The sequence below is a fragment of the Halarcobacter mediterraneus genome, assembly GCF_004116625.1.
Taxonomy (GTDB): Bacteria; Campylobacterota; Campylobacteria; order Campylobacterales; family Arcobacteraceae; genus Halarcobacter; species Halarcobacter mediterraneus.
In genome coordinates this window covers 39,496-62,803 of the sequence record NZ_NXIE01000007.1, presented here as the reverse complement: position 1 = coordinate 62,803, position 23,308 = coordinate 39,496, and the positions used below count along the sequence as shown (strand labels likewise).

General features: G+C 28.7%; 23 protein-coding genes. 5 read left to right on the top strand and 18 right to left on the bottom strand.

Annotated elements, in window-relative coordinates; genetic code table 11:
• Positions 1-458, top strand: a 458-nt coding sequence (locus CP965_RS14175; RefSeq protein WP_323807975.1) for a ShlB/FhaC/HecB family hemolysin secretion/activation protein, incomplete at its 5' end; no start/stop codon positions are given.
• Between the two features lie 5 nt (positions 459-463).
• On the opposite strand, the gene CP965_RS13580 is transcribed toward CP965_RS14175, so the two are convergent.
• From CP965_RS13580 to CP965_RS13545, 8 genes are all read right to left on the bottom strand, one after another.
• Complete coding sequence (locus CP965_RS13580) at positions 464-1,627, bottom strand: cation:proton antiporter (protein WP_129062659.1); 1,164 nt, start codon at positions 1,625-1,627, stop codon at positions 464-466.
• A gap of 15 nt (positions 1,628-1,642) precedes the next feature.
• Positions 1,643-2,494, bottom strand: a complete 852-nt coding sequence (locus CP965_RS13575; RefSeq protein ID WP_129062658.1) for a biotin synthase — start codon at positions 2,492-2,494, stop codon at positions 1,643-1,645.
• Positions 2,481-2,999 (bottom strand): metallophosphoesterase family protein, encoded by a 519-nt coding sequence (locus CP965_RS13570; protein ID WP_129062657.1) that lies wholly within the window; start codon positions 2,997-2,999, stop codon positions 2,481-2,483. Before CP965_RS13570 ends, CP965_RS13575 begins: the two co-directional genes overlap by 14 nt.
• Positions 3,000-5,360, bottom strand: coding sequence for a type I DNA topoisomerase (gene topA, locus CP965_RS13565; RefSeq protein ID WP_407646425.1), 2,361 nt, complete (start codon positions 5,358-5,360; stop codon positions 3,000-3,002).
• A gap of 120 nt (positions 5,361-5,480) precedes the next feature.
• Complete coding sequence (locus CP965_RS13560) at positions 5,481-6,713, bottom strand: DUF4885 family protein (protein ID WP_129062655.1); 1,233 nt, start codon at positions 6,711-6,713, stop codon at positions 5,481-5,483.
• Between the two features lie 17 nt (positions 6,714-6,730).
• Positions 6,731-6,994: a hypothetical protein gene (locus tag CP965_RS13555; protein ID WP_129062654.1), complete on the bottom strand. Its 264-nt coding sequence runs from the start codon at positions 6,992-6,994 to the stop codon at positions 6,731-6,733.
• Between the two features lie 100 nt (positions 6,995-7,094).
• The gene (locus tag CP965_RS13550; RefSeq protein WP_129062653.1) at positions 7,095-7,898 is read right to left on the bottom strand and encodes a UDP-N-acetylmuramate dehydrogenase; all 804 of its coding nucleotides are present in this window, start codon (positions 7,896-7,898) and stop codon (positions 7,095-7,097) included.
• Positions 7,898-8,761: a menaquinone biosynthesis family protein gene (locus CP965_RS13545; RefSeq protein WP_129062652.1), complete on the bottom strand. Its 864-nt coding sequence runs from the start codon at positions 8,759-8,761 to the stop codon at positions 7,898-7,900. The genes CP965_RS13550 and CP965_RS13545 overlap by 1 nt, the downstream gene beginning before the upstream one ends.
• 145 nt (positions 8,762-8,906) lie before the next feature.
• Between CP965_RS13545 and CP965_RS13540 the strand changes: the two genes are divergently transcribed.
• Genes CP965_RS13540 through CP965_RS13525 form a run of 4 tightly spaced genes read left to right on the top strand, consistent with a single transcriptional unit; the run spans position 8,907 to position 12,252 of the window.
• Positions 8,907-9,692 (top strand): STAS domain-containing protein, encoded by a 786-nt coding sequence (locus CP965_RS13540; protein WP_129062651.1) that lies wholly within the window; start codon positions 8,907-8,909, stop codon positions 9,690-9,692.
• Positions 9,693-9,697: 5 nt separating this feature from the next.
• Entirely contained in the window at positions 9,698-10,045 is a 348-nt protein-coding gene (locus tag CP965_RS13535) for an STAS domain-containing protein (protein WP_129062650.1), read from the top strand.
• On the top strand, positions 10,017-10,394 hold the full coding sequence (locus CP965_RS13530) for an ATP-binding protein (protein ID WP_129062649.1): 378 nt from the start codon (positions 10,017-10,019) through the stop codon (positions 10,392-10,394). The genes CP965_RS13535 and CP965_RS13530 overlap by 29 nt, the downstream gene beginning before the upstream one ends.
• A 1-nt stretch (position 10,395) precedes the next feature.
• Positions 10,396-12,252, top strand: a complete 1,857-nt coding sequence (locus tag CP965_RS13525; RefSeq protein ID WP_129062648.1) for a sensor histidine kinase — start codon at positions 10,396-10,398, stop codon at positions 12,250-12,252.
• A 20-nt stretch (positions 12,253-12,272) separates the two neighbouring features.
• Here the strand turns inward: CP965_RS13525 and nuoN are convergent, their stop codons facing one another.
• From nuoN to CP965_RS13475, 10 genes are read right to left on the bottom strand one after another with little or no spacing between them, the layout of a single operon-like run.
• Entirely contained in the window at positions 12,273-13,760 is a 1,488-nt protein-coding gene (nuoN, locus tag CP965_RS13520) for an NADH-quinone oxidoreductase subunit NuoN (protein WP_129062647.1), read from the bottom strand.
• Positions 13,760-15,286, bottom strand: a complete 1,527-nt coding sequence (locus CP965_RS13515) for an NADH-quinone oxidoreductase subunit M (protein WP_129062646.1) — start codon at positions 15,284-15,286, stop codon at positions 13,760-13,762. The genes nuoN and CP965_RS13515 overlap by 1 nt, the downstream gene beginning before the upstream one ends.
• 1 nt (position 15,287) lies before the next feature.
• On the bottom strand, positions 15,288-17,231 hold the full coding sequence (nuoL, locus tag CP965_RS13510; protein WP_129062645.1) for an NADH-quinone oxidoreductase subunit L: 1,944 nt from the start codon (positions 17,229-17,231) through the stop codon (positions 15,288-15,290).
• A gap of 10 nt (positions 17,232-17,241) precedes the next feature.
• Complete coding sequence (nuoK, locus tag CP965_RS13505) at positions 17,242-17,541, bottom strand: NADH-quinone oxidoreductase subunit NuoK (RefSeq protein WP_129062644.1); 300 nt, start codon at positions 17,539-17,541, stop codon at positions 17,242-17,244.
• Positions 17,538-18,107 carry an NADH-quinone oxidoreductase subunit J gene (locus CP965_RS13500; protein WP_129062643.1) on the bottom strand — a complete coding sequence of 190 codons (570 nt, stop codon included), beginning with the start codon at positions 18,105-18,107 and terminating at the stop codon, positions 17,538-17,540. Before CP965_RS13500 ends, nuoK begins: the two co-directional genes overlap by 4 nt.
• 9 nt (positions 18,108-18,116) lie before the next feature.
• Positions 18,117-18,740 carry an NADH-quinone oxidoreductase subunit NuoI gene (nuoI, locus tag CP965_RS13495; protein WP_129062642.1) on the bottom strand — a complete coding sequence of 208 codons (624 nt, stop codon included), beginning with the start codon at positions 18,738-18,740 and terminating at the stop codon, positions 18,117-18,119.
• A gap of 9 nt (positions 18,741-18,749) precedes the next feature.
• Positions 18,750-19,742: an NADH-quinone oxidoreductase subunit NuoH gene (nuoH, locus tag CP965_RS13490; RefSeq protein WP_129062641.1), complete on the bottom strand. Its 993-nt coding sequence runs from the start codon at positions 19,740-19,742 to the stop codon at positions 18,750-18,752.
• Position 19,743: 1 nt separating this feature from the next.
• Positions 19,744-22,230, bottom strand: coding sequence for an NADH-quinone oxidoreductase subunit G (locus CP965_RS13485; protein WP_129062640.1), 2,487 nt, complete (start codon positions 22,228-22,230; stop codon positions 19,744-19,746).
• Complete coding sequence (locus CP965_RS13480) at positions 22,230-23,042, bottom strand: hypothetical protein (RefSeq protein WP_129062639.1); 813 nt, start codon at positions 23,040-23,042, stop codon at positions 22,230-22,232. Before CP965_RS13480 ends, CP965_RS13485 begins: the two co-directional genes overlap by 1 nt.
• The gene (locus tag CP965_RS13475) at positions 23,032-23,301 is read right to left on the bottom strand and encodes an NADH-ubiquinone oxidoreductase subunit E family protein (protein ID WP_129062638.1); all 270 of its coding nucleotides are present in this window, start codon (positions 23,299-23,301) and stop codon (positions 23,032-23,034) included. Before CP965_RS13475 ends, CP965_RS13480 begins: the two co-directional genes overlap by 11 nt.
• Between the last annotated feature and the right edge of the window lie 7 nt (positions 23,302-23,308).

The following is a 23,308-nucleotide window of genomic DNA, read 5'->3' as shown; positions in this document are numbered from 1 at the left end:
CTAAAGTAAATCTTGAAGTAAACCAAAACCTAAATATAAATAAATATTTTAGTTGGAAGAACTCTTTACAGCTTCAATATGCTTTAGGAAATAAGAATTTAGATGGAAGTCAGGATTTAAGTATTGGGGGAATAAATGGAGTAAAGTTATATCCTCAAGGGGAGCAAAGTGCTGAAAATGGATATATTTTTAACACTGAACTTTTTTATAACCTACCAAACTTCAAAGGTTTAAATTCTAAACTTAGTATTTTTTATGATATTGCAAAAGTTAAGATGAGTAAAGAAATCTCTAATGAGCCAAGTAAAACATATCAAGATATGGGTTTAGGATATTATGCTTATTTTAAAGACTTTTTTATAAATGCTCATTTAGCTTATAAACTTGGTAATTCTAATATTGAAAGTGAAGAAGACTACAACTCTAAGTTTATATTTCAAGCTGGTTGGGTGTTTTAAAACCTTTAAACACTATTCTTTAAAGGCTTAAGAAAATTTGATAGAAGTCTTATTGCAACCATTACAATAAGCACTTCTAAAATTGCCGCTAAAATAAAAGCATAATAATAAAACTGTGTAATAGAATGATTATTATAAGCAATTGTAGCTACTGCAATTAAAAGAGTGATAGGCATGGAGTGAGAAAGACCTATCATAAAAAACTTATTCCAACCCATTTCTTTAATAAAAAGCATTGAAGCAAAAAACCTAATAGCAATCATGGCAAGAGCTATATAAAATGCTTTTTCAACTAAACCATCTTCAAATAAAGATTCAAGTTTAAAAGAAGAACCTACATATATAAAGAAAATTGGAACTAACCATCCAAAACCAAAGTGCTCTAATTTATGAGGAAGTTGCTTATTATGTTCTTCAAAGAATGTTGTTATAAAAGTACCTGCAATAAATGCTCCAAATGCAACTTTTAGATGTAATACAAGCATAACAGCAATCATAACAAAAAATATACTCATTGATAGTCTAATATCTTGTTCTTGATGGTCATTTTCTGGCATTAGTGCATTTTTTATTTCAGGATACCACCAAATAAGATTGTGAAATAATTTATAAACTACAACCATAAAAATCAAGAAAAGAACAAATAAAACCATAGTTTTATAAAAATCAAAATTTATTCCAAACTCTAATGCTGCAGTTACTGTTGTAAGTACTATAATAGAGATTATTTCACCAATTAAACCAACGGTAATAGATAATTTAATCCATTCAACATCTCCATACTCTTTTTTTAAAGCAGCTAATAAACCAATGGAGATAAGAGGTAAGATTACAATAAATATATATCCTATATCTAAATAAAAGCTAATAAGGGCTGCCAAAGAGAAAAGTATAATATTATAAAAAATCGACTTCTTAAGTATTATGGAAGAGGTATTTATAATCTTTTTTAAGTCTACTTCCAATCCCGCTAAGAACATCAAATATAAAAACCCTAATTCTGCTACTAAAGACAAGTTTTCATTATGAGTAATAAAAGCAAAATATCCAGCAATAGCTCCTAACATAATCTCCACAGTTATAGTAGGTAGTTTTAAAGCTTTAGAAATCAAGGGTGAAGTAAAGATAATTAAAGAGATTGATATTATTATTAAAATTTCTTCACTCATTAATTATCCTAAAAATTACTTTCTTTCTCTAATAACTTTGATACCTTGCTTTTCAAGTTCAGCAATATCATCAGCAGGAGTTCTTCCAGCAGTTGTTAAATAATCTCCAATTACAAAAGCATTTGCACCTTTTTCAAAAATTTTATACTGTTCCTCACCAAACATTAATTCTCTTCCTCCTGCAACCATTATTTTCATTGCATTTGGAACCATTTTTCTAGCTAGTTCAATTAGCTCAAAAGCTTGTTCTCTTGTAATTGAATTTTCAACTAAAGGTAATGCTTCATTTGGATGGAAAAAATTTAAAGGTACATTCATAGGTTCTAATGATGCAATTGATTCAAGCATAGAAACTCTTTGTTCTTGAGTCTCTCCTAAACCAAAAATACCACCACATACAAGTCTTAAACCTACTTCTTTTACATTTTTACAAGTTTCATATCTTTCATCCCAAGTATGAGTTGTAACAATTTCAGGGTAAAAATCCCTTGCTGTTTCAAGATTATGATTATAAGCATCAACTCCTGCTTCTTTTAAAGTTTGTAGTTGTTCTACTGAAGCTGTTCCATTACAGGCAATTAAAATAAGTCCTAAATTCTCTTTTTTAACTGCACGTGCTGCTTCACAAACAAAAGCCAATCTTTTGTCATTTAAACCTTTTCCAGCTGTTACAAGACAAAAACCATTTGCATTATTTGACCTTGCTCTTTTTGCTTCTTCTACTATTTGTTCAATTGCTTTCTTTTTGTATCTTTGAATATCAGCTTTATACTTTACACTTTGAGTACAAAACTTACAATCTTCATTACATGTACCACTTTCTATATTACAAATAGCACATAAAAATATTTCTTTATTTTCGCTCATATATTATCTCTTTTTCTAAAAAAGTGTTTTCATTTATATCTTTTGAGTAATATTTGATTATATACTCATTTTCATTAATTTCTAACATCACACACTCAATCAAAGGTTTCTCTCTAGCACAAACCTCACCAGGATTTATAAATAGGGTTCCATTAATATATTGACACTCAAAAATATGAGTATGCCCGTAAATAACGATATCACTATCATTTGCATTTAAATAAAAAGGTAAATGCATTAATTTAAACTTTATATCTTTTATCTTGAAAAGATATGGTTCTTGTTTTATATTATATTTATTTGCAAAAGATAATAAAGTGCTATCATTATTGCCAAAAACTGATATATATTTAAGTTTTGAATTTTCTAAAAGTTGTAGGTTTTCTTCAATACATAAATCTCCTGCATGAATTAAGTATTCACACTCTTTGCTCTTTAAATGCTCAATTACTTCTTTGGTATAGTCACTTTTATAGTGACTATCCGATAATATTCCTATTTTCATCTATTTAGTTGTTTTTTTGGTAGCTGTCGTTTTTTTAGTTGTAGTAGATTTTTTTCTAGTTGTTTTCTTTGCTGTTGTCTTTTTTGCACCTGTTTTTGACTTAGGGTCTTTTTCTATTATTTCTAATACTTGCTCTACTGTTAAATCTTCAGCTTCAATACCTTTTGGTATTTTAAAGTTTTTTCTTCCTTGTTTTATATAAGGACCATATCTTCCATTTAAAACTTGAACTTTTTCTTCAGGGAAATCTTTAATTAAAGCTTTTGCTTTTGCTTCTGAAATCTCTTTTATAACTTCTTTAGCTCTTGCTTCTTCAATAGTATAAGGGTCATCTTCTTTTAAAGAATAGTATGTCGATTTAACTTGTAAATAAGGACCAAATCTTCCTATATTTGCTTTAATATCTTCACCCTCATTTGTTTGACCAACAACCCTTGGAAGAGTAAATAAAAATAGTGCTTCCTCAAGTGTAATTGTATCCATATTTAGATGATCAGGAATAGCTACAAACTTTGGTTTTTCTTCATCATCTTTTGTTCCAATTTGAACAAAGGGACCATATCTTCCAACTCTTGCACTAATAGGTTTCCCCGATTTAGGGTCAGTTCCTATTTCTCTGATTTGAAGATAATCTTCTTTATTTACACTCTCTTCTTTTTCATCAATAGTCTTTTTAAACCCACCATAAAAGTCAGTCATTACTTGTTGCCAAGCAATTTTTCCTTCTGCGATATCATCAAACTCTTCTTCTACTCGCGCTGTAAATCCTAAATCAACAATTCCAGGAAAATGGTCAACTAAAAAACTATTTACAATTTCGCCTGTTGGAGTTGGGGCAAGTTTTTTATCTTCTGTTTTTACAACATACTCTCTTTGTTGAATAGTTGAAATTGTTGGAGCATAAGTTGATGGTCTTCCAATCCCTTCACTTTCCAATTTTTTAACCAAAGAAGCCTCTGTATATCTTGCAGGAGGTTTTGTAAAGTTTTGTTCTAAATCTAATTTTTCTAAATTCAAAACTGTATCTTTTTTAATTGTAGGTAAGATTTTTTCACTACTATCTAAAGCACTTTCAGGATTATCACTTCCTTCTGTATAAGCTTTCATAAATCCTGCAAATACAATTCTTTGTCCTTTTGATTGAAACTCTAACTCTCTATTTTTACCTGCAATAATTTTATAAGTAGTATTTGCAATAATTGCAGGTGCCATTTGAGTTGCAAGAGTTCTTTTCCAAATCAAAGAATAAAGTCTATATTGAGCATTTTCTACATAAGGTTTAATATCACTTGGCTTTAAAGCCATATTAACTGGTCGAATAGCTTCGTGAGCTTCTTGCGCTCCTTTTGCTTTTGACTTATAAACTCTTGGGCTATTTAAAGAATACTCTTTTCCATACTCATTTTCTATAACTTCTTTTGCAGCACTAGTTGCAACTTTTGAAAGGTTTAATGAATCTGTTCTCATATAAGTGATTAAACCACCTGTATGATTTGGAATATTCCCAACATTTCCTTCATATAATTGCTGTGCAATTACCATTGTTTGTTTAACTGAAAGTCCTATTTTTCTACTTGCTTCTTGTTGTAAAGTTGAAGTAGTAAATGGAGCGGCTGGATTTCTTTTTGATTCTTTTTCTTCAATATCTTCTAAAATAAAATCTGAACCCAATGCTGAAGCTTCAATCTCTTTTGCTTCTTGTTCATTTTTTATTTTTTTAGCTTTCCCTTCAACCTTTGCAAGTTCTGCTTTTAACTCAGGATTATTAAAACTTGATTTTATTTTCCAAAATTCCTCTGGTTCAAAAGCTCTAATTTCATTTTCTCTATCAACAATAATTCTTACTGCAACAGATTGAACTCTACCAGCACTTAGACCATATCTTACTTTTTTCCAAAGTAATGGAGAAAGTTCATAACCAACTGCTCTATCAAGGATTCTTCTTGCTTGTTGAGCATCTACAAGATGTTGATTTACTTCCCTTGGATTATTTATTGCTTCTATAATTGCATCTTTTGTAATTTCGTGAAAAACTATTCTTTTTAAAGGGTTTTTTTCTATTTTTAGTGCAGGAATTAAGTGCCAAGCAATAGCTTCACCCTCTCTATCCTCATCGGCTGCTAGGTAGATAGTTGTATCTTTTGTGATCTCTTTTTTTAAATCACTAATAACTTTTTTCTTATCAGTTGAAACTAAATACTTTGGTTCAAAATTATTCTGTGGATCAAATCCTAACTTTGACTTTGGAAGATCTCTAACATGACCCATTGAAGCCATTACTTTAAAATCTTTTCCTAGAAACTTTGATATTGTTTTTGCTTTTGCAGGAGACTCTACTATTACTAAATTTTTCACCAACATACCTTAACACTAAAATTTAAGCTTTGAATTCTAACATAAAAAAATGAAAACTCTATTAAGCAAAAATTTCATAAGCTTTTATTTTCTACTTGCATTTTTACATAAAACTCCTTTAAGGTCTTATCCATAAATATCATTATTTAAAAAAGAAGCACTTTTATTGTCAATCCAAGTATCTTTTTCTAAAGAAATAGTTTTCTCTTCATCTTTTCCTATAAAAAAATTATCTTCTTTTGCAAATCTTTTTAGCATCTCTCCATAATAATCTATTTTAGATTCTTCTAACTCTTTTATCAAGTGTTCTACAAGTAATTCTTTTTTGTATATTTCAAAGATATCTTCTTTTTCTCCTGTTAAAAATCTCCCATCTTTTCTTTCTAAATTATTTAAATCATATCCTGTTATTTCTAGTATTTCTTTTATTAATTTATTTTGTACTTCTTTATATGTAAATTTATCTGAATTTATTATTTCTGTATCTTGTTCTTCTGTTCTTTTATTTTTTTCATATTCTATTATTTTTGCTTTTTGCATTTGTTCTATCCAATCTGTTTTTCCTGTTCCAAAGTTCTCACTCTGGGCTATATCATAGAAAGAACCATTTTCATACTCAATTGAAAGCACTAAATCTCCTACATTATCAATACCTCTTTGTGCTAATTCATCCATATCTTCTTTATACCCTGTTATAATATATCCTTTTGAAAATTCTGGGATACTTGAGTCCTCTTTTATACTCTTTTCAAATATCTCAAAAACATCTTCTCCTTTTTCTGTCACAAATCTTCCATCTACTACATTTAATTCATTTAAATAATATCCTGTTGCATCACTTACTGCTCTTATTACGGCTTGTTTCATACTCTTATCTGTACTATACTGACTTGAATCAGCTGATAGACTTGAAACTATATGATAAAACAGTTCTCTTGAATTCTCTGCTGTTTCTAATACTTCCTCTATCTTCTTTTTTAAGCTTTCATCTTCTGTTCCATTTACTGTTACTTTATATCTATATGGATCTATTGTAAACGTCAACTTCTCATCTTTTTCTATCTCTATTCCTCTTAACTGTAATAATTGTTTAAATTGTTCATTTACTTTCTCTCTATTATATGCTTTTCTCTCTGCTATCTCTACATCAAAAAAAACTGGTGCTCTATCTCTAAGAACTGCATCATTTGAATTATAAGAGGATAATTTATTATTTCTTAAGTATGAGTACTCTTGATGGCTTGCAATATCTCTTTCAGCCTTTGTCATATCTTCTATATAATAAGGTGAGTTTTTATTATAATACTTAACATGAATATGTCTTTCTGGATTTTCAAAAGTTTTATTTACTTCATTCATTCGTGCATAATGTTCATCTAAAATTTTAGTTTGAATAACTCTTTCTTCATAATAACTCTTTCTTCATTAACATAACCATTTCTACTCTGAATGATTGTTTTACTATTTAAAGATTCTAAAGATACTGTTTTATTTTTTATCTCTTCTTTAGGAGTAGAACTTATATTTATTTTATATGATCTTTCTATATCACTATTTTCTATATTTTCCTTATTTGTACCTTTCTTTATTTGACTGTAACTTTCTATTGGTACATATTCTACATTTGAGTCTATCTTCATTTAAACTCCTTCACAATTCTTAGTATTAGATTAATTGTAGTAATTTAAGTCTTTATTATTTCTTAATAAATTTATTTATATATTATTTTATGGAGTTTATTTATTTGTAGATTATAATTTCTTCTTCAATTTCAATATTGAAGTTTTTTTTGATTTTATCTTTTGCAAGATTTATTAAGAATATAGCATCTTCAAAAGAACCTTTCCCATGATTTACCAAAAAGTTAGAGTGTTTTTCACTAAAGCTCATTTCACCCTTTTTAAAACCTTTTAAGCCTACAGCTTCTATCAATCTTCCAGCAAAATCATCTTTAGGGTTTTTAAAACAACTTCCTGCACTTGGCATTTGAGGTTGATTATCTCTCATTTGTTTGAAAAGTTCTGCTTGTTCTTTTGAAAAACCATACTCTATATTGAATACAACTTCATAAACTATTGTATCAATTTTAGTCTGTCTATATGAGTATTCAATATCCTGCTTTTTCATATAACCATCTTTCGTTTTAATTGAATGAATATAATTAAAAATTTCCCACTGTTTAAGACCTGCATTCATTTTAACCAAGCCACCAAGGCTTCCTGGAAGTTTTCCAAGAAATTCTAAGTTTGCTAAGTTATTTTTTTTTGCATAAGAAAGTAATTTTCCAGATTTTGTAGCACATCCTACATATAAAAGATTATCTTTTATTTCTATATAATCAAAAGCTTCCCCTAAAACTGCAAACTTAGGATGAGTATTTGAAATAAGTACATTATTTGCTCTTCCTAAAATAGTATACTCTTCATAGTCTGCAATCTCATTTATAACTAAAACTTGGGCTTTAGGTCCAATATGTATTGATGAATATTTTGAAAAATCAATCTCTTTAAAATAGTTTTGATACTCTTCTTTTTGCTCAACCATTAGTTAGCTCTTAATTCCTCATATTCACTGGGAATCAAAAAGTCTTTTGCTTTGATTAAACTTGTATAAAACCCATGTTTATATCCTAACTCATATAGTTTATCTAAAGCTTCATATTGAAGTTCACTTAAATTAACCGAATTATCATTTGCATAAAGGTCTAAATAGTTATCTAAAGTATTAGCATCAACTCTAATTAAACCTTTCTCAAGTAACATAGGCGCTAAGACTTTTCTGTTTTTATTTGCTACTTCAACTGCTTTGATTAAAGTATTTTCATAATCAATTGCACTGTGAAGAGGAATTGACCTTCTTAAGCACATTCCCCCAAGAGGTAAAGGTAAACCTCCACCACTTAATTCTTCCCAAATATCCCACATTTCCCGTTCAACTTCAAGTTCTTTATCAAAAGTCAAAATTGATTCATGGATTAAAACACCAGCATCAACAGTTCCATCTAATACTGCTTGTTCGATATCTAAGAAGTTCATATAAGTAATTCTAGCTTCTGGGTAAGCTATTTTAAATAAAAGTGCATTTGTAGTAAACTCCCCACTAAGAGCTACTTTAAAATTTCTTTTTAATTGTTTATCTTTTTTCTTTACAAGTTTTGGACCATAACCCTCCCCAAAAGATACCGCAGTTTTTAAAAGTGCATAATCATCTTTAACAAAAGGATAAAGAGCAAAAGAGATTGCACAAATATCATACTCACCTTTTAAAGTAGCTTGGTTTAAGGTTTCAATATCTGCTGCAAGATTTTCAAAAACAGCATCTTTAGGACTTACCCAACCAAATTTTATAGCATAGTACATAAAAATATCATCAGCATCAGGAGAGTGTGCAACACTAATAGTTTTCAATTTTTTTCCTTAAATTTTTTATATTTGGATTGTATCAATAAGTAAATTACTTTTTGATTTAACGAAAATTTATCTATATCATAACTTAATAACTTTACTTAAGTTATAATAAAATAAATATTCTATTAATAAGGGAAATAAAGTAATGAAAAATAAAGTAGAAATAGAAGAAGAGTTAAGAAAAACTAGATTAATAATAGATGCCCAACCTAATATTGTAATTTTGACAAATGGAGAAAAGTTACTTGATGCAAACCAAGCTTTTTTAGACTTTTTCAAAGTTGAGTCTGTAGAAAAATTTTTAGAAAAAACCGACTGTATTTGTGACTTTTTTATTAATGATGGTTCAAATAAATACCTACAAAAGGTTTATCCTGATGGTACTAGATGGGCAGACTTATTAATTCAAGAGCCTGATTTATTACATAAAGCTATGATTTTAAACTCTGATGGTGAAAAAACAATTTTTGAGGTAAAAGGAAATAAACTTATAGACCAAAACAATACTTATTTCAATCAAGATGTAATTGTCTTTTCAGATATTACTACAATGGAAAATCAAGCTATTCTAATAGCAGAAATGGAAACTCCAATTTTAGAGATAAATGAACAAACAACACTTATTCCACTAATTGGTATTTTAGACTCTGTAAAATCTCAAAACCTTATGGAAAATATTTTAATTTCTATTAAAGAAAGAATGACAAAAGTAGCTATTATTGATATTGAAGGTATTGTTATAGTAGATAGTGCCGTTGCTGCTCACTTAATCAAAATAACAAAGGCTACAAAACTTATGGGATGTACAACTATTCTTTCAGGTATTGCGCCAGAAGTTGCTCAAACAATTGTAAACTTAGGTATTAATTTAGATGGTATTTATACTACATCTACATTAAAAGATGCTATCAAACTTTCATCAAATTTTTAATTCCCATGAAAAGTAACTACTCTATAAATGAAGATATTTTAGTTCTTACGCTAAATCTTGAAGATACAAAACTTGATAACTTTGGAATAGAGCTTTTACAAATTATAAGAAAAAAAGCTCTTCACTTTGTAGTCTTTGATTTAGCACTTTTTGATGTTATTACTAGTGAAAATATCTCTTATATTGAAAAGCTTATTAGTATGTTAAAACTAAATGACATAGATGTTATTGTTTGTAATTTCAATGTTTATAGTGCTTCAATTCTTTTTCACTTTATTGATGAAGTTTCATTTAAAACAGAATTAAATATTCAAAAGGCTGTTAATGCTATTAAAAATATCAAAAAAAAGTGATATAAAAACTTTGCTAACAAATGCCCGTTTATTTTTGTTAGATAATAATATTTCCAATAAAAGCCAGTTACTAGAAATAAAGATTATAATATCTGAACTTATATATAATATTCAAAAACATACTCCAAAAGGCTATGTAAAACTAGAATTTACCTCTAACAATATTTTATCAATAGAAGCTACAGACCAAGGAGAGGGTATTGATGATATTAATTTAGCCTTACAAGATGGATATAGCACAAAAGGGACTTTAGGTTTGGGCTTTGCTTCAATTTTTAGACTTAGTGATGAAGTTGAAGTTGAGACAAGTGAAAAAGGAACAACAATAAAAATAAAGAAAAGAATTTAAAGTGTTAAAAGTAAATGTAGAAATAAAACCTTATAGTCAAAGAAATGAATGTGGAGACTTTTATGAACTTTTAGAATTAGAAAACTACTATTTATTACTCGTAGGAGATATAGGAGGACATGGTAGTTCTAGAGTTTATAGTATCGCAACAAATATAAAAGAACTCGTTAAAGAACACAAAACTGAAAGTTTAAAAAACTTAGTAACTTTAATACATACTCAAAGTTATTTAAAAAATAATGGAATGACTATTTTTCTAGCTCAGATTTACAAAGAACTACCTATGTTAAGTTATTGTGCAATTGGAAATACAAAGTCTTTTATTTATAGAAATAGAAAATTTCTTCATTTCAATTCACAAAGTGGTATTCTAGGTTATGATATTCCAAGAACAATTAAAACAAATCTTTTAAAACTTCTAAAAGATGATATTTTAATTATTTCAACCGATGGGGTAAGTATTCATGATTCAGAGATTGAACCTCTTATAAAAGAAACAAGAGATATAAATCTTTTGCCTGAAAAGATCATACAAAACTTTGGGAAAAAAGATGATGATAGTTTAACTCTTGTATTAAAATTCACAAATATCAAAAATAAAGCTTTTTCAACCTTATATAATAAACAAGAAGAACAAACTATAACAAAAGCTAATTCACCTAAAATAATAAAAAGAAGAGAGCCAAAACATTCACTTACAAGAACTAATCCTATTTCTTTAAATATAAAACAAAAAAATAGTTTAGAATTACTAAATAATGAATATTTAATTGTAGAAGATCTTCAAAAAAAACTACTTGCCTTTACAATTGAAAAACTTGATTCAATAATAAATTTTGAACAAAGAGATAAAGTCAAGATAAAAACTTTTTTAATTGAAGCCCTTGAATATTCTCAAATAGATATCTATTTAAATACTACTAGTTTACAAATATACATTCATAATATTGAATCACTAAAAGGTACTTTAGAGTTTTTATTTAATAACTACTATATATTTAAAAACAATTCTTGTATTATTCAAAAAGACTTTCTAAACCTAAATACTAAAAAGTTTGTCTGCAAAGAATTAAAAGAGATGTTAGCTTTAGGGTTAGAGGAAGAAGATTATAAAAAATTCAAAGAAAATGAAGAAAACCTAAAACTCTTGGCAAAGCAATCAAAACTTGCTTCAATGGGAGAAATGATGGGAAATATTGCCCATCAATGGAGACAACCGCTAAGTATTATTTCAACTATTGCTACAGGTATAGAAGTAAGAAAACAGTTTGATTCCTTAGATGATACAGATATTGTAGAAGAGATGAATGCTATTATGAAACAAGTAAACTATCTTTCTCAAACTATTGAAGACTTTAAAAACTTTATAAAAGATGATAAACAGTTTTTACCAATTAGTATAAAAAAAGTAGTGGAAGATACTATTTCTTTAGCCCAGTCAAGTCTAAAAAGCAGTCAAATTACTTTGATTACAGATATAAATGAAGATTTACAAATTAATGCCAATAAAAACGAACTTGAACAAGCATTTATAAATATAATAAATAATTCAAAAGATGCCTTAAAAGATAAAGAGGACAAATATATTTGGATTACTTCTAAAAAGATAGATGACAACTCTTTAAGTTTAAGTTTTCTTGATAGTGGAGGAGGAATCAAAGAAGATATTATTGATAAAGTTTTTGATCCTTACTTTACAACTAAACATCAGTCTATAGGAACAGGATTAGGTCTTTCTATGGTAGAAAAAATTTTAAGAGAAAGATATCATAGTAAATTAGAAGTAAAAAACAAAGACTTTGATTATAAAGGTAAAACACATAAAGGTGCTTGTTTTACAATAATCTTTTCTAAATAAGCTTTACTAGAGAAATCTCTCTAGTAGCCTGAAATTTGAACATAATATGAAATTATGTCTAAAAGTGGTTCTATTAAAAGAATAGAAAAAATCACTAGTATTCCACAAAAACCTATTATACCTTTTATAGAAACTGTAGCATTTTCAAGAAGTTTCTCACTATTTGGTTCTGGTTCTTTCAAAAAGATATGAACTATAGGTTTTAAATAATAGTATCCAGCAATAGCCGAATTTATAACCATAATTAGAGCTAAGATTATATATCCTGCATTTACAGCACTTCCTATTAAATATAATTTTCCCCAGAATAATGCAAAAGGAGGTATCCCTGCTAGTGAAAATAAAAATAATCCCATCATAAGAGCAGTAAAAGGTTCTCTTTTTATAAGACCTGAATACTTTTCTAAAGTATGGTCAGAGGAAAAGTTTGTACTATTTTTACTTCTATTTATCCAAAGCATTGAAAAGGCTCCAAGATTTGTGATTAAAAACATTAACCAATATAAAAATAGTGCCTGTGTTGCTTGTGTCGTCCCTATTAAAATAGCAGTCATTGCAAATCCAGCATTTGAGATAGAAGAATAAGCAAGCATTCTACTTATATCTTTTTGTAATAATGCAATAATATTAGGAATCGTGATAGTTAAAACAACTGTAATATAAAGAATTATTTCCACAAAAGGGTCACTTGCAGCAATAAAAATCTCAAAAAATCTTAAAGCAACTACAAAACCTGCTAACTTTGGAACAATAGATAAAAAACCTGCTAAAGCTGCCGTTGAACCTTCATAAACATCTGCTACCCAAGTATGATAAGGAACTAATGAAAGTTTAAACCCTAAAGCTCCTAACATAAATATTACCCCTAAAAGTACTAAAGGATAATTTTCAAAACTTGAAGCAACTAAAACTTCTGATATTTTTCCAAGTTCTACAGTTCCGGTTACTGCATAAAAAATTAAAGAACCAAAAGCAAAAAAAGCAGTTGATAAAGCACCCATTGTAAAATACTTAATAGCTGCTTCTAAAGCATTTAGTCTATTGTGCATTGCAATTATTGTATAAAGTGCCATTGAAGCTGTTTCAAGCCCTACAAGAATTAAGATAAGAGAATCAGAACTTACCATAAATTGGAAACCAGCTATCATAAATAAATAAAGAGCAAAATATTCAGGATATCTATATTCTTGAAATCTTAGTTTTCCCATTGCTGTAAGTACAAAAAATATAGAAGCTATTACAATAATTCCTTGGGATAAAATTGCAATTCCATCTACTAATAAAAGGTCAAAAAAACCTCTTACATCAGAACTAAAACTTGCTAAAGCTCCTAAATCAATCAATAAAAATAAAACTGTAATCATCACATAAAGGGATTTATCAAGTTTTTTATTTACTAAATCAATACATAAAATAAGTAAAGCCCCTACTATAGCTATAAGCATAGGAACAATTGTAGTAAAGTTTAAACTAGCAAACTCAATATCAATTGGTGTAATTTCATTCATTACTTATCTCCTTCAATTGAGTTTCTATCTATAATTTCAAGTCTTGTATTATCTTCCGCTGCTTTTATTTTCATCAAATCAACTAAAGCAGAAACAGAATTTTCTACAGGAGTTAAAATAGGTTTTGGATAAACACCTAAGATTATAACTAGGGCAACAAGAGGGATTAAAGCACTTAACTCTCTTTTGTTTAAATCTTTTAATTCTTTGTTCTTTTCATTTCTAACTTCCCCAAAGAAAACTTTTTTATACATTGTTAACATATAAACTGCTCCAAAAATTATAGTAAGACCAGCTATTAAAGTTAAAGTTGCACTTACTTTGAAAAATCCAAGAAGTGATAAAAATTCACCTACAAAACCAATTGTTAAAGGAAGTCCTATTGAAGCCATAAGCATTATGGCAAAAATCGTTGCATACTTTGGCATTATTGAAGCAATTCCTCCATAATCTTTAATCAGCTTAGTATGGGTTCTATCATATACAACTCCAACTAACATAAATAAAGCCCCTGATACAATACCATGGGAAATCATAAGAAAAATTGAACCTCCAATTCCTTCAACATTTAAAGCAAAAATACCTAAAATAATAACACCCATATGAGAAACAGAAGAGTAAGCAATAACTTGTTTCATATCTTCTTGAGCATATGCTACCATTGCTGTATAAACAATTGCAATTAAAGCTAAAATAGCCATAGGAATTGTAAAATAAACACTTGCATCAGGAAATAGTGGTAATGAAAATCTTACAAAACCATAAGTTCCCATTTTTAGTAAAACTGCTGCAAGTATTACAGAACCAATTGTTGGTGCTTGTCCATGGGCATATGGAAGCCAAGTGTGAAATGGAAACATTGGAACTTTAACAGCAAAACCACAAAAGAATGCAATAAATAACCAAAACTGCATATCAAATGGTAAAATCATCATATTCCAATCTTCTAAGCTAAAGCTATAAACTCCTGTTGTTAAATAGTATACATATCCTAAATAAAGCATTCCTACAAGCATGATTAAAGAACCTAAAAAAGTATAAAGAAAAAACTTTATTGAAGCATAGATTCTTAACTTTCCACCCCACGCTCCAATAATATAAAGCATAGGAACTAATGATAACTCCCAAAAAGCATAAAAAATAATTGCATCAAGGGCAAGGAAAACTCCAACCATTGTCATTTCTAAAAAAAGTATCGTAATAATTAAGTTTTTTAAATCTCTTTTTTCACTAAGACCTATTATAGAAATCATTGTCATAAAAGTTGTCATTATCACTAAAAACAATGAAATCCCATCTACTCCAACAGAATAATTTATACCATAAGTACTAATCAAAGGAATTACTTGTGTAAATTGCATTAAAGCCTCATTTACATCAAAATTAATCCAAAGAATAAGTGATAAAATAAACTGCAAGGCAGTAACAATAATTCCATAAGCTTTAATAGAGTCTTCTTTTACTAGAAACCCTATAAACCCTGCAAATGCTGGAAAAAATATTAATATTGATAAAATATATTCCATTTTAATAAACCCCTTGGCTTGCTACTGCTAAAACAATGCCTAAAACTAAAAGAAAAACTATTCCTAAAACCATAAGTCTTAAAGAACTTGATAGGTTCCCACTTTGAGAAACTCTTGCTTTATCTCCACTTTTATAAATAATTTTTGCAATACCATCAACTATTAAATCTATTACTCTCATATCAAAGACTTTATAAGCAATTATTGAAAGAAGAAGATATGATTTATTTACAATACTATCTATAAAATGTGGCATATAAAACTGATTTGCTAGTAGTTTATAACAAAATCTATTTTCAAAAGAAGAAGAAAAATAAGTTTGCTTTTTTCTAAATCTAATTATTGCAAAGGCAATTGATATTAAAACAATTGCACTTGTTGCAACTATTAAAAGATATATAGTTGAATAATCTAAATGTGCATTTAGTTCTGGAAGTTTTTTTGTTATAAACTCTACAAAAAAGCTTTTAAACCATCCTGCAGTAATAGCTAAAATAGCTAAAATAGACATTGCTACTATTACATAACTTTTTGCTTCGTGAGGATGATAGTTAAACTCTTTAAAGTTCTCATTTCCAAAAAATACATACATAATCAGTCTAAAAGAATAAAATGCAGTAAGACCTGCTGTTATAAATAATACAGTCCAAATTATATAACTATGAGTTCCAAAAGCAACTTCTAAAATCAAATCTTTTGAGAAAAATCCTGATAAAGGGAAAATACCAGCAAGGGCAAGAGAAGCTATTATCATAATAGTAGCTGTGCCTTTCATATGCTTATATAACCCACCCATATTTTTTATATTAATTTCATCATTAAGTGCGTGCATAACATTACCAGCTCCTAAAAATAGAACTGATTTAAAAAAAGCATGTGTTGCAAGGTGAAAAAGTGCTACCCAATAAGCTCCAAGTCCAGCAGCAACAAACATATATCCAAGTTGAGATAAAGTAGAAAAGGCAATGATTTTCTTAATATTTGTCGCAACCAAAGCCATAAGTGCTGCACCAATTGCAACAAAAGCTCCAAGTATTGCTATAAAGTTCCCTACACTTGGTACTGCTACAAAAATATCATTTGCTCTTATTACTAAATAAACCCCTGCTGTTACCATTGTTGCTGCATGAATTAATGCTGAAACAGGAGTTGGTCCTTCCATTGCATTTGCAAGCCATTGATTAAAAGGAAATTGTGCTGATTTACCCATAGCACCTATAAATAAAAGTATTGCAATAGCTATAATTAAACTATTATCTAAAGTAATTATATTTGCAAATACCTCATCATACTGTAAACTTCCAAGATTCCAGTAAATTAAAAACATTCCTAAAAGCATTGCTAAATCTGCAATTCTATTTGTTATAAAAGCTTCATTTGCTGCGTAAGAAGGAGAAATAGAAGAAAATGGTGACAGTGTTGAAAATGGTGATTTTTTAATATCACTTGTTAGTTCTTGATCTTTTTTATGATACCAAAAACCAATTAATCCCCAAGAACAAAGACCAACACCTTCCCATCCAATAAATAAACCAGCAAAGTTATCAGACATAACTAAAACCATCATTGAAAATACAAAAGCACCAAGCCAAGCAAAAAATCTATTAAAACTTTTATCATGTTCCATATAACCAATTGAATGAATATGAACCATAGTTGAGACTATTGTCACAACTACCATCATTACAACACTTACTTGGTCAACTACAAAGCCAAAAGGAATAGATAAATTACCAATTGCTATCCAATCAAATAGTTTTATTGAAACTACAACATCTGTTGTGTATATCATATATAAAAGTTTTAATGAAGCAAACATTGAAAGGGCAATAAAAAAAGAAGATAAAATTCCAATAAAAGTGCTTTTAGTTTTATTTGCAAATAAACTTGCTATTAAAGACCCAAGAAGAGGTGCAAAAAGAGCTATATATAAATAGTTTTCCATAAATAATACCTTAACCTTTCATACTTTGTAGAGTATCAAGGTTAATTGAACCTCTTTTTTTATACCAAAGAATAAGTAAGCCAAGTCCAATAGCAACTTCACTTGCTGCAATTGCAATAATAAAAAAAGCAAACATTTGTCCTGTCAAATCTCCATGGAACTTTGATACAGCAGCAAGTCCAACATTTACTGCATTTAGCATAATTTCTGTTGAGAAAAAAAGCATAAGAAGATTTTTTCTTCTTAATACTCCAATCATACCTATAAAGAAAAGTACACTTGACAAAATTAAGTACTCATTTAAACTCATTTATTCTCCTTTTCTTTATTTTCTAAAGCATCTATTTGTTCTTCACTAAGCTCGGTATATGAAATATCCATCTTTTTTCCAGCTAAAATAATTCCACCTATCATTGCAACTAAAAGCATTACAGCAGCAACTTCAAAAGGAACTAAATATTTTGTAAATAGTACAACTCCTACTTGTTGAGAGTTTCCTAACTCAGGATTAATAGCATAATAGGCTTCAAAATTTGATACAACAATTGGTGCAGTAAATATTAAAACTACAATTAAAGCTGAGATACCTGTTAATAAAAATACTAATCTTGGATTTTTTATATTCTCTTTTACAGTTGATAAAGCATCAAAAAACATCATACCAAAAGCATATAAAGCCATCACAGCTCCTGTATAAACTACAATTTGAACAGCTCCTAAAAACTCTGCGCCTAATAAAAAAAAGAAAGCTGAAATAAATATCATTCCAGCAGCTAAAGAACTTAAAGCATATAAAGAGTTATTTGTAAAAACTGTAATCAAAAACATTCCTACAGTTAAAAATGCGAAAAGATAAAAAGCTACAATCTCAAACATTCAAACTCCTTAGTATGAAAGTGGTGTTTTTTTAATTTTTTCATCTGCATCAGGAGATACAGCACCAAAACCTGGATACTCTTTTTGCTCTAGTAACTTATCAATTGGAGTTAATAAATCCTCTTTTAAAGCAAAATGAGCTCTTTGTTCACTGGCATTTTCATATCTTCCTCCATGAACAATTGCAAGTTCAGGACAAACTTCTGCACAATAACCGCAAAAAATACATCTTCCCATATTGATTGAATACTCTAAGACTTCTTTTCTAGAGTTTTCATCTATCTTAGTATCCATTCTAATACAATTTGCTATACATATTTTTTCACAAAGACCACATCCAATACATCTATTTTCACCTGATTCTAAAAGTGCAAGAAGTTTATGCACAGCTCTATATCTTGGTCCTATTGGAAGTTTCTCAGCTGGGTATTGAACTGTTTGCATTTCCCCTTTAAATAGTGCTTCTCTCATGATATTTAAAACAATACCAAGTCCTTTGAAAAGTTCTCCTCTAAAAGATCTTTTTACTACTTGTTTAAATTGTCCCCATGAAGTTTTTGGATAATTATCTTCAAATATATTTATATAATCATCAACACTAACATCTCTATTTTTTAATTTGTCTAAACTCATTATCAAATCCTAAAACATCATTACAAAACCAGTGATTAAAATATTTATCACTGCTAAGGGCATTAATACTTTCCAGCAAAGCCACATTAACTGATCTGGTCTAATATGAGGCCAAGAAGCTCTTGTCCAAAGGAAAAAGAAAATTAAAAACATAACTTTTAAAACAATTGCTAATCCCCCAGGTATAAAACCAAGGTCATTGAAACCACCAAGAAAAATAAGTGAAATTAAAAAACATATTGTAAATAAATTTGCATACTCACCTATAAAAAACATTCCCCATCTAAGACCTGAATACTCAGTTGCATAACCTGCAACAATTTCAGCTTCATGCTCCAATAAATCAAAAGGAGTTCTATTTGTTTCAGCAAAACCTGCAATAACAAATAAAACAAAAGCTAAAGGTTGAGACCAAATAATCCAATGAGTAAAACCACCTGCTTGATAGTTGTTTATATCAATTAAAGATAAACTTCCAACTAGCATAAGTGGTGCAAGAAGAGCAAGTCCTGAAACAACTTCATAAGATAGAAGTTGAATAGCTGTTCTTGCTCCCCCTAAAAGTGCCCATTTATTAGCACTACTCATTCCTGCTAATAATGGTCCATAAAGTCCTACGGAAGCCACACCCATTACAAATAAAACACCCACATTTATATCTGCAATAATTGGTCGTACTGTATATCCAAATAGTTCAAACTCTGGAAAAAATGGAACAGCACTCATTGCAATAAATGCAGTTGCTGCTGTAATTATTGGAGCTATCATAAAAACTGGTTTACTAGCATTTGCTGGAATAAAATCCTCTTTTGTAAAAAGTTTTATTCCATCTGCTGCTAGCTGTAAAAGTCCATGAGGTCCAACATTCATTGGACCTAGTCTTCTTTGCATAAAGGCTAAAACTTTTCTTTCTATATAAGTTGTAAATCCTGCAAGGGTTGCAAATACTGAAAGAACAATTATAGCTTTTATCACTGTTTCTATTAAAATTGAAGTTTCCATTTTATACCTTAGTCACACTTGCTTTTGCATATCTAGAATTTTCAAAGAAAGCTTTAGTATCTAAATCTTTTTCAAAAGTAGACACTAAAGCAATATCTCCATCAATCTGTTTTTCTATATAAGCTTTTAAAGTTCTTTGTATTTCACCTACTTGTACAAGAACTTCTTGATTTTCTTCTAATTGTAGTTTTTCAAACATTGACTTTGAAAAGAAAATACCTGATTGAAGTTTCTCTTTAAACTCATGGGCTATTGCTGTAAATTCATTAAACTGATTTATAGGATTAGCTTTATAAATAATAATTTCATTTTCATTTATACTTAAAGCTTCACTTTCTTTAATTTCTAAATCTTCTTTTACTTCAATAGTAAACTCTTTTAAATCATATCCTCTATACTCTTTTCTATCATTTCCAAAATAGTTAGGTAAATTATCAAACTCTATTTTTGAAAAACCTTTTTCTATTGGAAGTTCTTTTGTATATTCAATGGTATACTCAATATCATCTTCTAAAATAGTATTTGCAATATCATTTAAAACATAACCTTTATACTCAATTGCTGCATTTGTAGGAATTACTCTTTTATCAATATTTGAAAAAGTTCCTTCTTGTTGATTTAGAGCTGGAATATCTAATTTTTCATCAGTTTTATCATTATTTAAAGCACTTAATTCAAAATCTGCTTTTTCATTATATCCAAGAGTAAAACCACTATTTTCTTCATATAATTCATCGCAAATTAAACTAACTCCTAAAGTGTTTGTTTGAGTTGGAAGAATTAATACATCAAAAGAAGTATATTTATCTACTAATCCACAAAGTTTCCCTAAATTTTCATTATTTTCATTATGAATTAAATCTTCACCAATAATTAAAGAAAACTTGTCTTTTTTTGCTAACATTGAATCAAGTAACTCTAAAAAAGTTTCATCTTTTTCAATATCATCTAAGAACTTTGTATATTCATACTCAAGCTCTTTTTCCACTTTTTTAGGTACCATTTTAGATACCTCTTTTTCCTCTCCTGTTTCTTCATCTTTCACAAGTTCTATGACTTTTTCTTTGATTGTTTCAGTAACAGTTTTTACTCTTTGCTCTTTTTTTGAATCAAGATATTCTTGTATTTCACTTGGTAAATCTTTTCCAAAAAGATGTAAAAGCAGATATAAGATTGAGCTTTCAATATTTGGTTTATGATAAATAAACTCTGTAGTTTTACCTCTTTTGCCAACTTTTTCCATAACTGGATCTTGTACAGGATGAAAATATAAAGCACTTGCTTTATTCATGATAACACTATTATTAAAAGCATATCTTGCACTTGGTAAATCAGATTTTAAGTATGCTCCAATAGATACCACAAAGTTTGACTCATGTACATCTTTTAAAGTAGCCGAATAAAGAGACTTACCACTTATTAAGCTATAATTTTCTAAAAACCTTTTAAATCTATAAGCATCTTTATTTACTAATTTAGCTCCTGTTTTTAAAGCTATCTTTTGTAAAAGTAAAACTTCTTCATTTGTAATATATGAGTTAAATTTTATTGAATCTGCTTTTTTAAAAGCTTCAATTGCTTTGAAAAAAGCTTTTTCATCTTTTTTCTCTACTTTATTTTCAAAATCATAAGCAAACCTAGCTGCCCCATTCAATGTTGAATAATGATGTTCATTTGTTACACGATAAATTTTAGGGCTAGGATTATCAATTGAAGTATGTTTTGTTTCATAATACATAAAAGCACAATCACTAGAATGAGGATTTGCAGCTGGAATTCTTGTTAGTTCCCAAGCATTTGATTTATATTGAAAATCATTTGAAACTAAAGCACCCACAGGACAAACAGAAATACACTCACCACAATCTGTACAATTGTCTGCTTCAAATCCAATAAGAGATTTATTTAGCTTATTCCACATTGCGTAAGCATCTTTTGGCATCTCTTCTTTATACGATTTATCAATTACGTCTGAACCTCTTTTTACAGTACTTAAGGCATTTGATCCAATCATATCTTTACATACAGTTACACATTTTTCACAAACAATACAAAGACCTGGGTCATAATTCATAACACCCCAATGAGAAGTTGGTCTTGGTACATCTTTAATAGAATAACTTTGAGAATCAAGCTTCATATAAAGAGTATAGTTTTGTAATTCACACTCTCCACTTTGGTCACAAACTCCACACTGAAGAGGATGATTTACATCATAAACCTCCATGATAGCTCGTCTTTCTTTTTCAATGTTTGCAGTGCTTGTTGTTACATTCATTCCTTCTTTTATTTTTGCATTACAAGAATAAACTTGTTTCCCATCAGCTTCAACAAGACAAAGTCGACATGCTAAAGTAGGAGAACATCTAGTTAAATAACAAAGTGCAGGAATAAATATATCATTAGCTCTTGCTACATTTAAAATACTTTCTGATTCTTTGGCTTTAACAACTTTTCCGTTAATTGTTAAGCTTATTAATTCACTCATTATTCGGCCTTTTCTATCCCAACTTGTTTATATCGATAACCTTCAACCAAAAAGCTAATATTTTCTTTTTCTATAGGACATAAGGCAATTGTTCCATATAGGTCTTTATTAATTATAAACTGTTTTTTCAACCTTTGCCCTTCAAAATTTAAATAAACTTCATCTTTATCTTGAATCTTTGCAATTTTTGCAAAAGATTGGCTTCCAACTAACTTTTGGCAAGCTTCTTGATCAAAAATAGTATATACAACTGTTCCATTATAAGAGTGCAATTCTTCAACTTCTTCAAGGTTTTCATCAAGACAGGCATCAACAGCTTCTTGTGTTTTTTCATCTAAACAAATAATCTCTAAATCAGAGTATTTTTTAAGTGCTGCTAATATTTTTATTATATTTTCTACTCTTTCATGAGTTGTTATATCTCTTCCAACTAATAAACATTTTGAAGTTTTTTCTTCTTCTTTTTCTTTTGCTTCCTCAAACTCTTCTTCTCCAGCAGAACTTTCAGCAGAAATATACCCCATATCTAAATCATTTAAATATGCTTTTATCTCTTCACTTGGGTTTTTTACAAAGGTATCAAGAAGCATAGTAGCAATACCTTCTTCACTTCCTACTTCATATTTAATAAATTGAGAATAATAAACTTTTATATCCACATTATCTACAGGATGCATATAAATAAATTCTGAACTTTTTTTAGCAATTGATTCAATAATTGCTTCTTTGACAAATTCATTATCTTGAGCCAAAAATGACCCAAATGAAACTATATAATCACTATTTAAAATTTTTTCTACTTTATTCTGCATCTTCAACCTCTTTTTCTACTATCTCTTTAGTTTTCTCTTTTTTTACAACAATAGTCCAATCAACTTCATTAAACTTTATAGAATTCATTAATGTATATTCTGCTTCTTTTATTAAGTCAGCACTTTTTTGAACACAAGAAAAATCTCCTATTTCAAAAAGAAAAATTGCATTTTCCCCTTTTGAAACTTCTTTATCCATAAGTTCTAACATTCTGTCATAAAAATTATCTTTTAATGGTCTTAAATCAAATCTTTTCATTTTTTCT

Coding starts and splice junctions, on each gene's coding strand:
- CP965_RS13580 (WP_129062659.1), bottom strand. CDS start 1,627: ATGAGTGAAGAAATTTTAATAATAATATCAATCTCTTTAATTATCTTT.
- CP965_RS13575 (WP_129062658.1), bottom strand. CDS start 2,494: ATGAGCGAAAATAAAGAAATATTTTTATGTGCTATTTGTAATATAGAA.
- CP965_RS13570 (WP_129062657.1), bottom strand. CDS start 2,999: ATGAAAATAGGAATATTATCGGATAGTCACTATAAAAGTGACTATACC.
- topA (WP_407646425.1), bottom strand. CDS start 5,360: ATGTTGGTGAAAAATTTAGTAATAGTAGAGTCTCCTGCAAAAGCAAAA.
- CP965_RS13560 (WP_129062655.1), bottom strand. CDS start 6,713: ATGAATGAAGTAAATAAAACTTTTGAAAATCCAGAAAGACATATTCAT.
- CP965_RS13555 (WP_129062654.1), bottom strand. CDS start 6,994: ATGAAGATAGACTCAAATGTAGAATATGTACCAATAGAAAGTTACAGT.
- CP965_RS13550 (WP_129062653.1), bottom strand. CDS start 7,898: ATGGTTGAGCAAAAAGAAGAGTATCAAAACTATTTTAAAGAGATTGAT.
- CP965_RS13540 (WP_129062651.1), top strand. CDS start 8,907: ATGAAAAATAAAGTAGAAATAGAAGAAGAGTTAAGAAAAACTAGATTA.
- CP965_RS13535 (WP_129062650.1), top strand. CDS start 9,698: ATGAAAAGTAACTACTCTATAAATGAAGATATTTTAGTTCTTACGCTA.
- CP965_RS13530 (WP_129062649.1), top strand. CDS start 10,017: ATGCTATTAAAAATATCAAAAAAAAGTGATATAAAAACTTTGCTAACA.
- nuoN (WP_129062647.1), bottom strand. CDS start 13,760: ATGAATGAAATTACACCAATTGATATTGAGTTTGCTAGTTTAAACTTT.
- CP965_RS13515 (WP_129062646.1), bottom strand. CDS start 15,286: ATGGAATATATTTTATCAATATTAATATTTTTTCCAGCATTTGCAGGG.
- nuoL (WP_129062645.1), bottom strand. CDS start 17,231: ATGGAAAACTATTTATATATAGCTCTTTTTGCACCTCTTCTTGGGTCT.
- nuoK (WP_129062644.1), bottom strand. CDS start 17,541: ATGAGTTTAAATGAGTACTTAATTTTGTCAAGTGTACTTTTCTTTATA.
- CP965_RS13500 (WP_129062643.1), bottom strand. CDS start 18,107: ATGTTTGAGATTGTAGCTTTTTATCTTTTCGCATTTTTAACTGTAGGA.
- nuoI (WP_129062642.1), bottom strand. CDS start 18,740: ATGAGTTTAGACAAATTAAAAAATAGAGATGTTAGTGTTGATGATTAT.
- nuoH (WP_129062641.1), bottom strand. CDS start 19,742: ATGGAAACTTCAATTTTAATAGAAACAGTGATAAAAGCTATAATTGTT.
- CP965_RS13485 (WP_129062640.1), bottom strand. CDS start 22,230: ATGAGTGAATTAATAAGCTTAACAATTAACGGAAAAGTTGTTAAAGCC.
- CP965_RS13480 (WP_129062639.1), bottom strand. CDS start 23,042: ATGCAGAATAAAGTAGAAAAAATTTTAAATAGTGATTATATAGTTTCA.
- CP965_RS13475 (WP_129062638.1), bottom strand. CDS start 23,301: ATGAAAAGATTTGATTTAAGACCATTAAAAGATAATTTTTATGACAGA.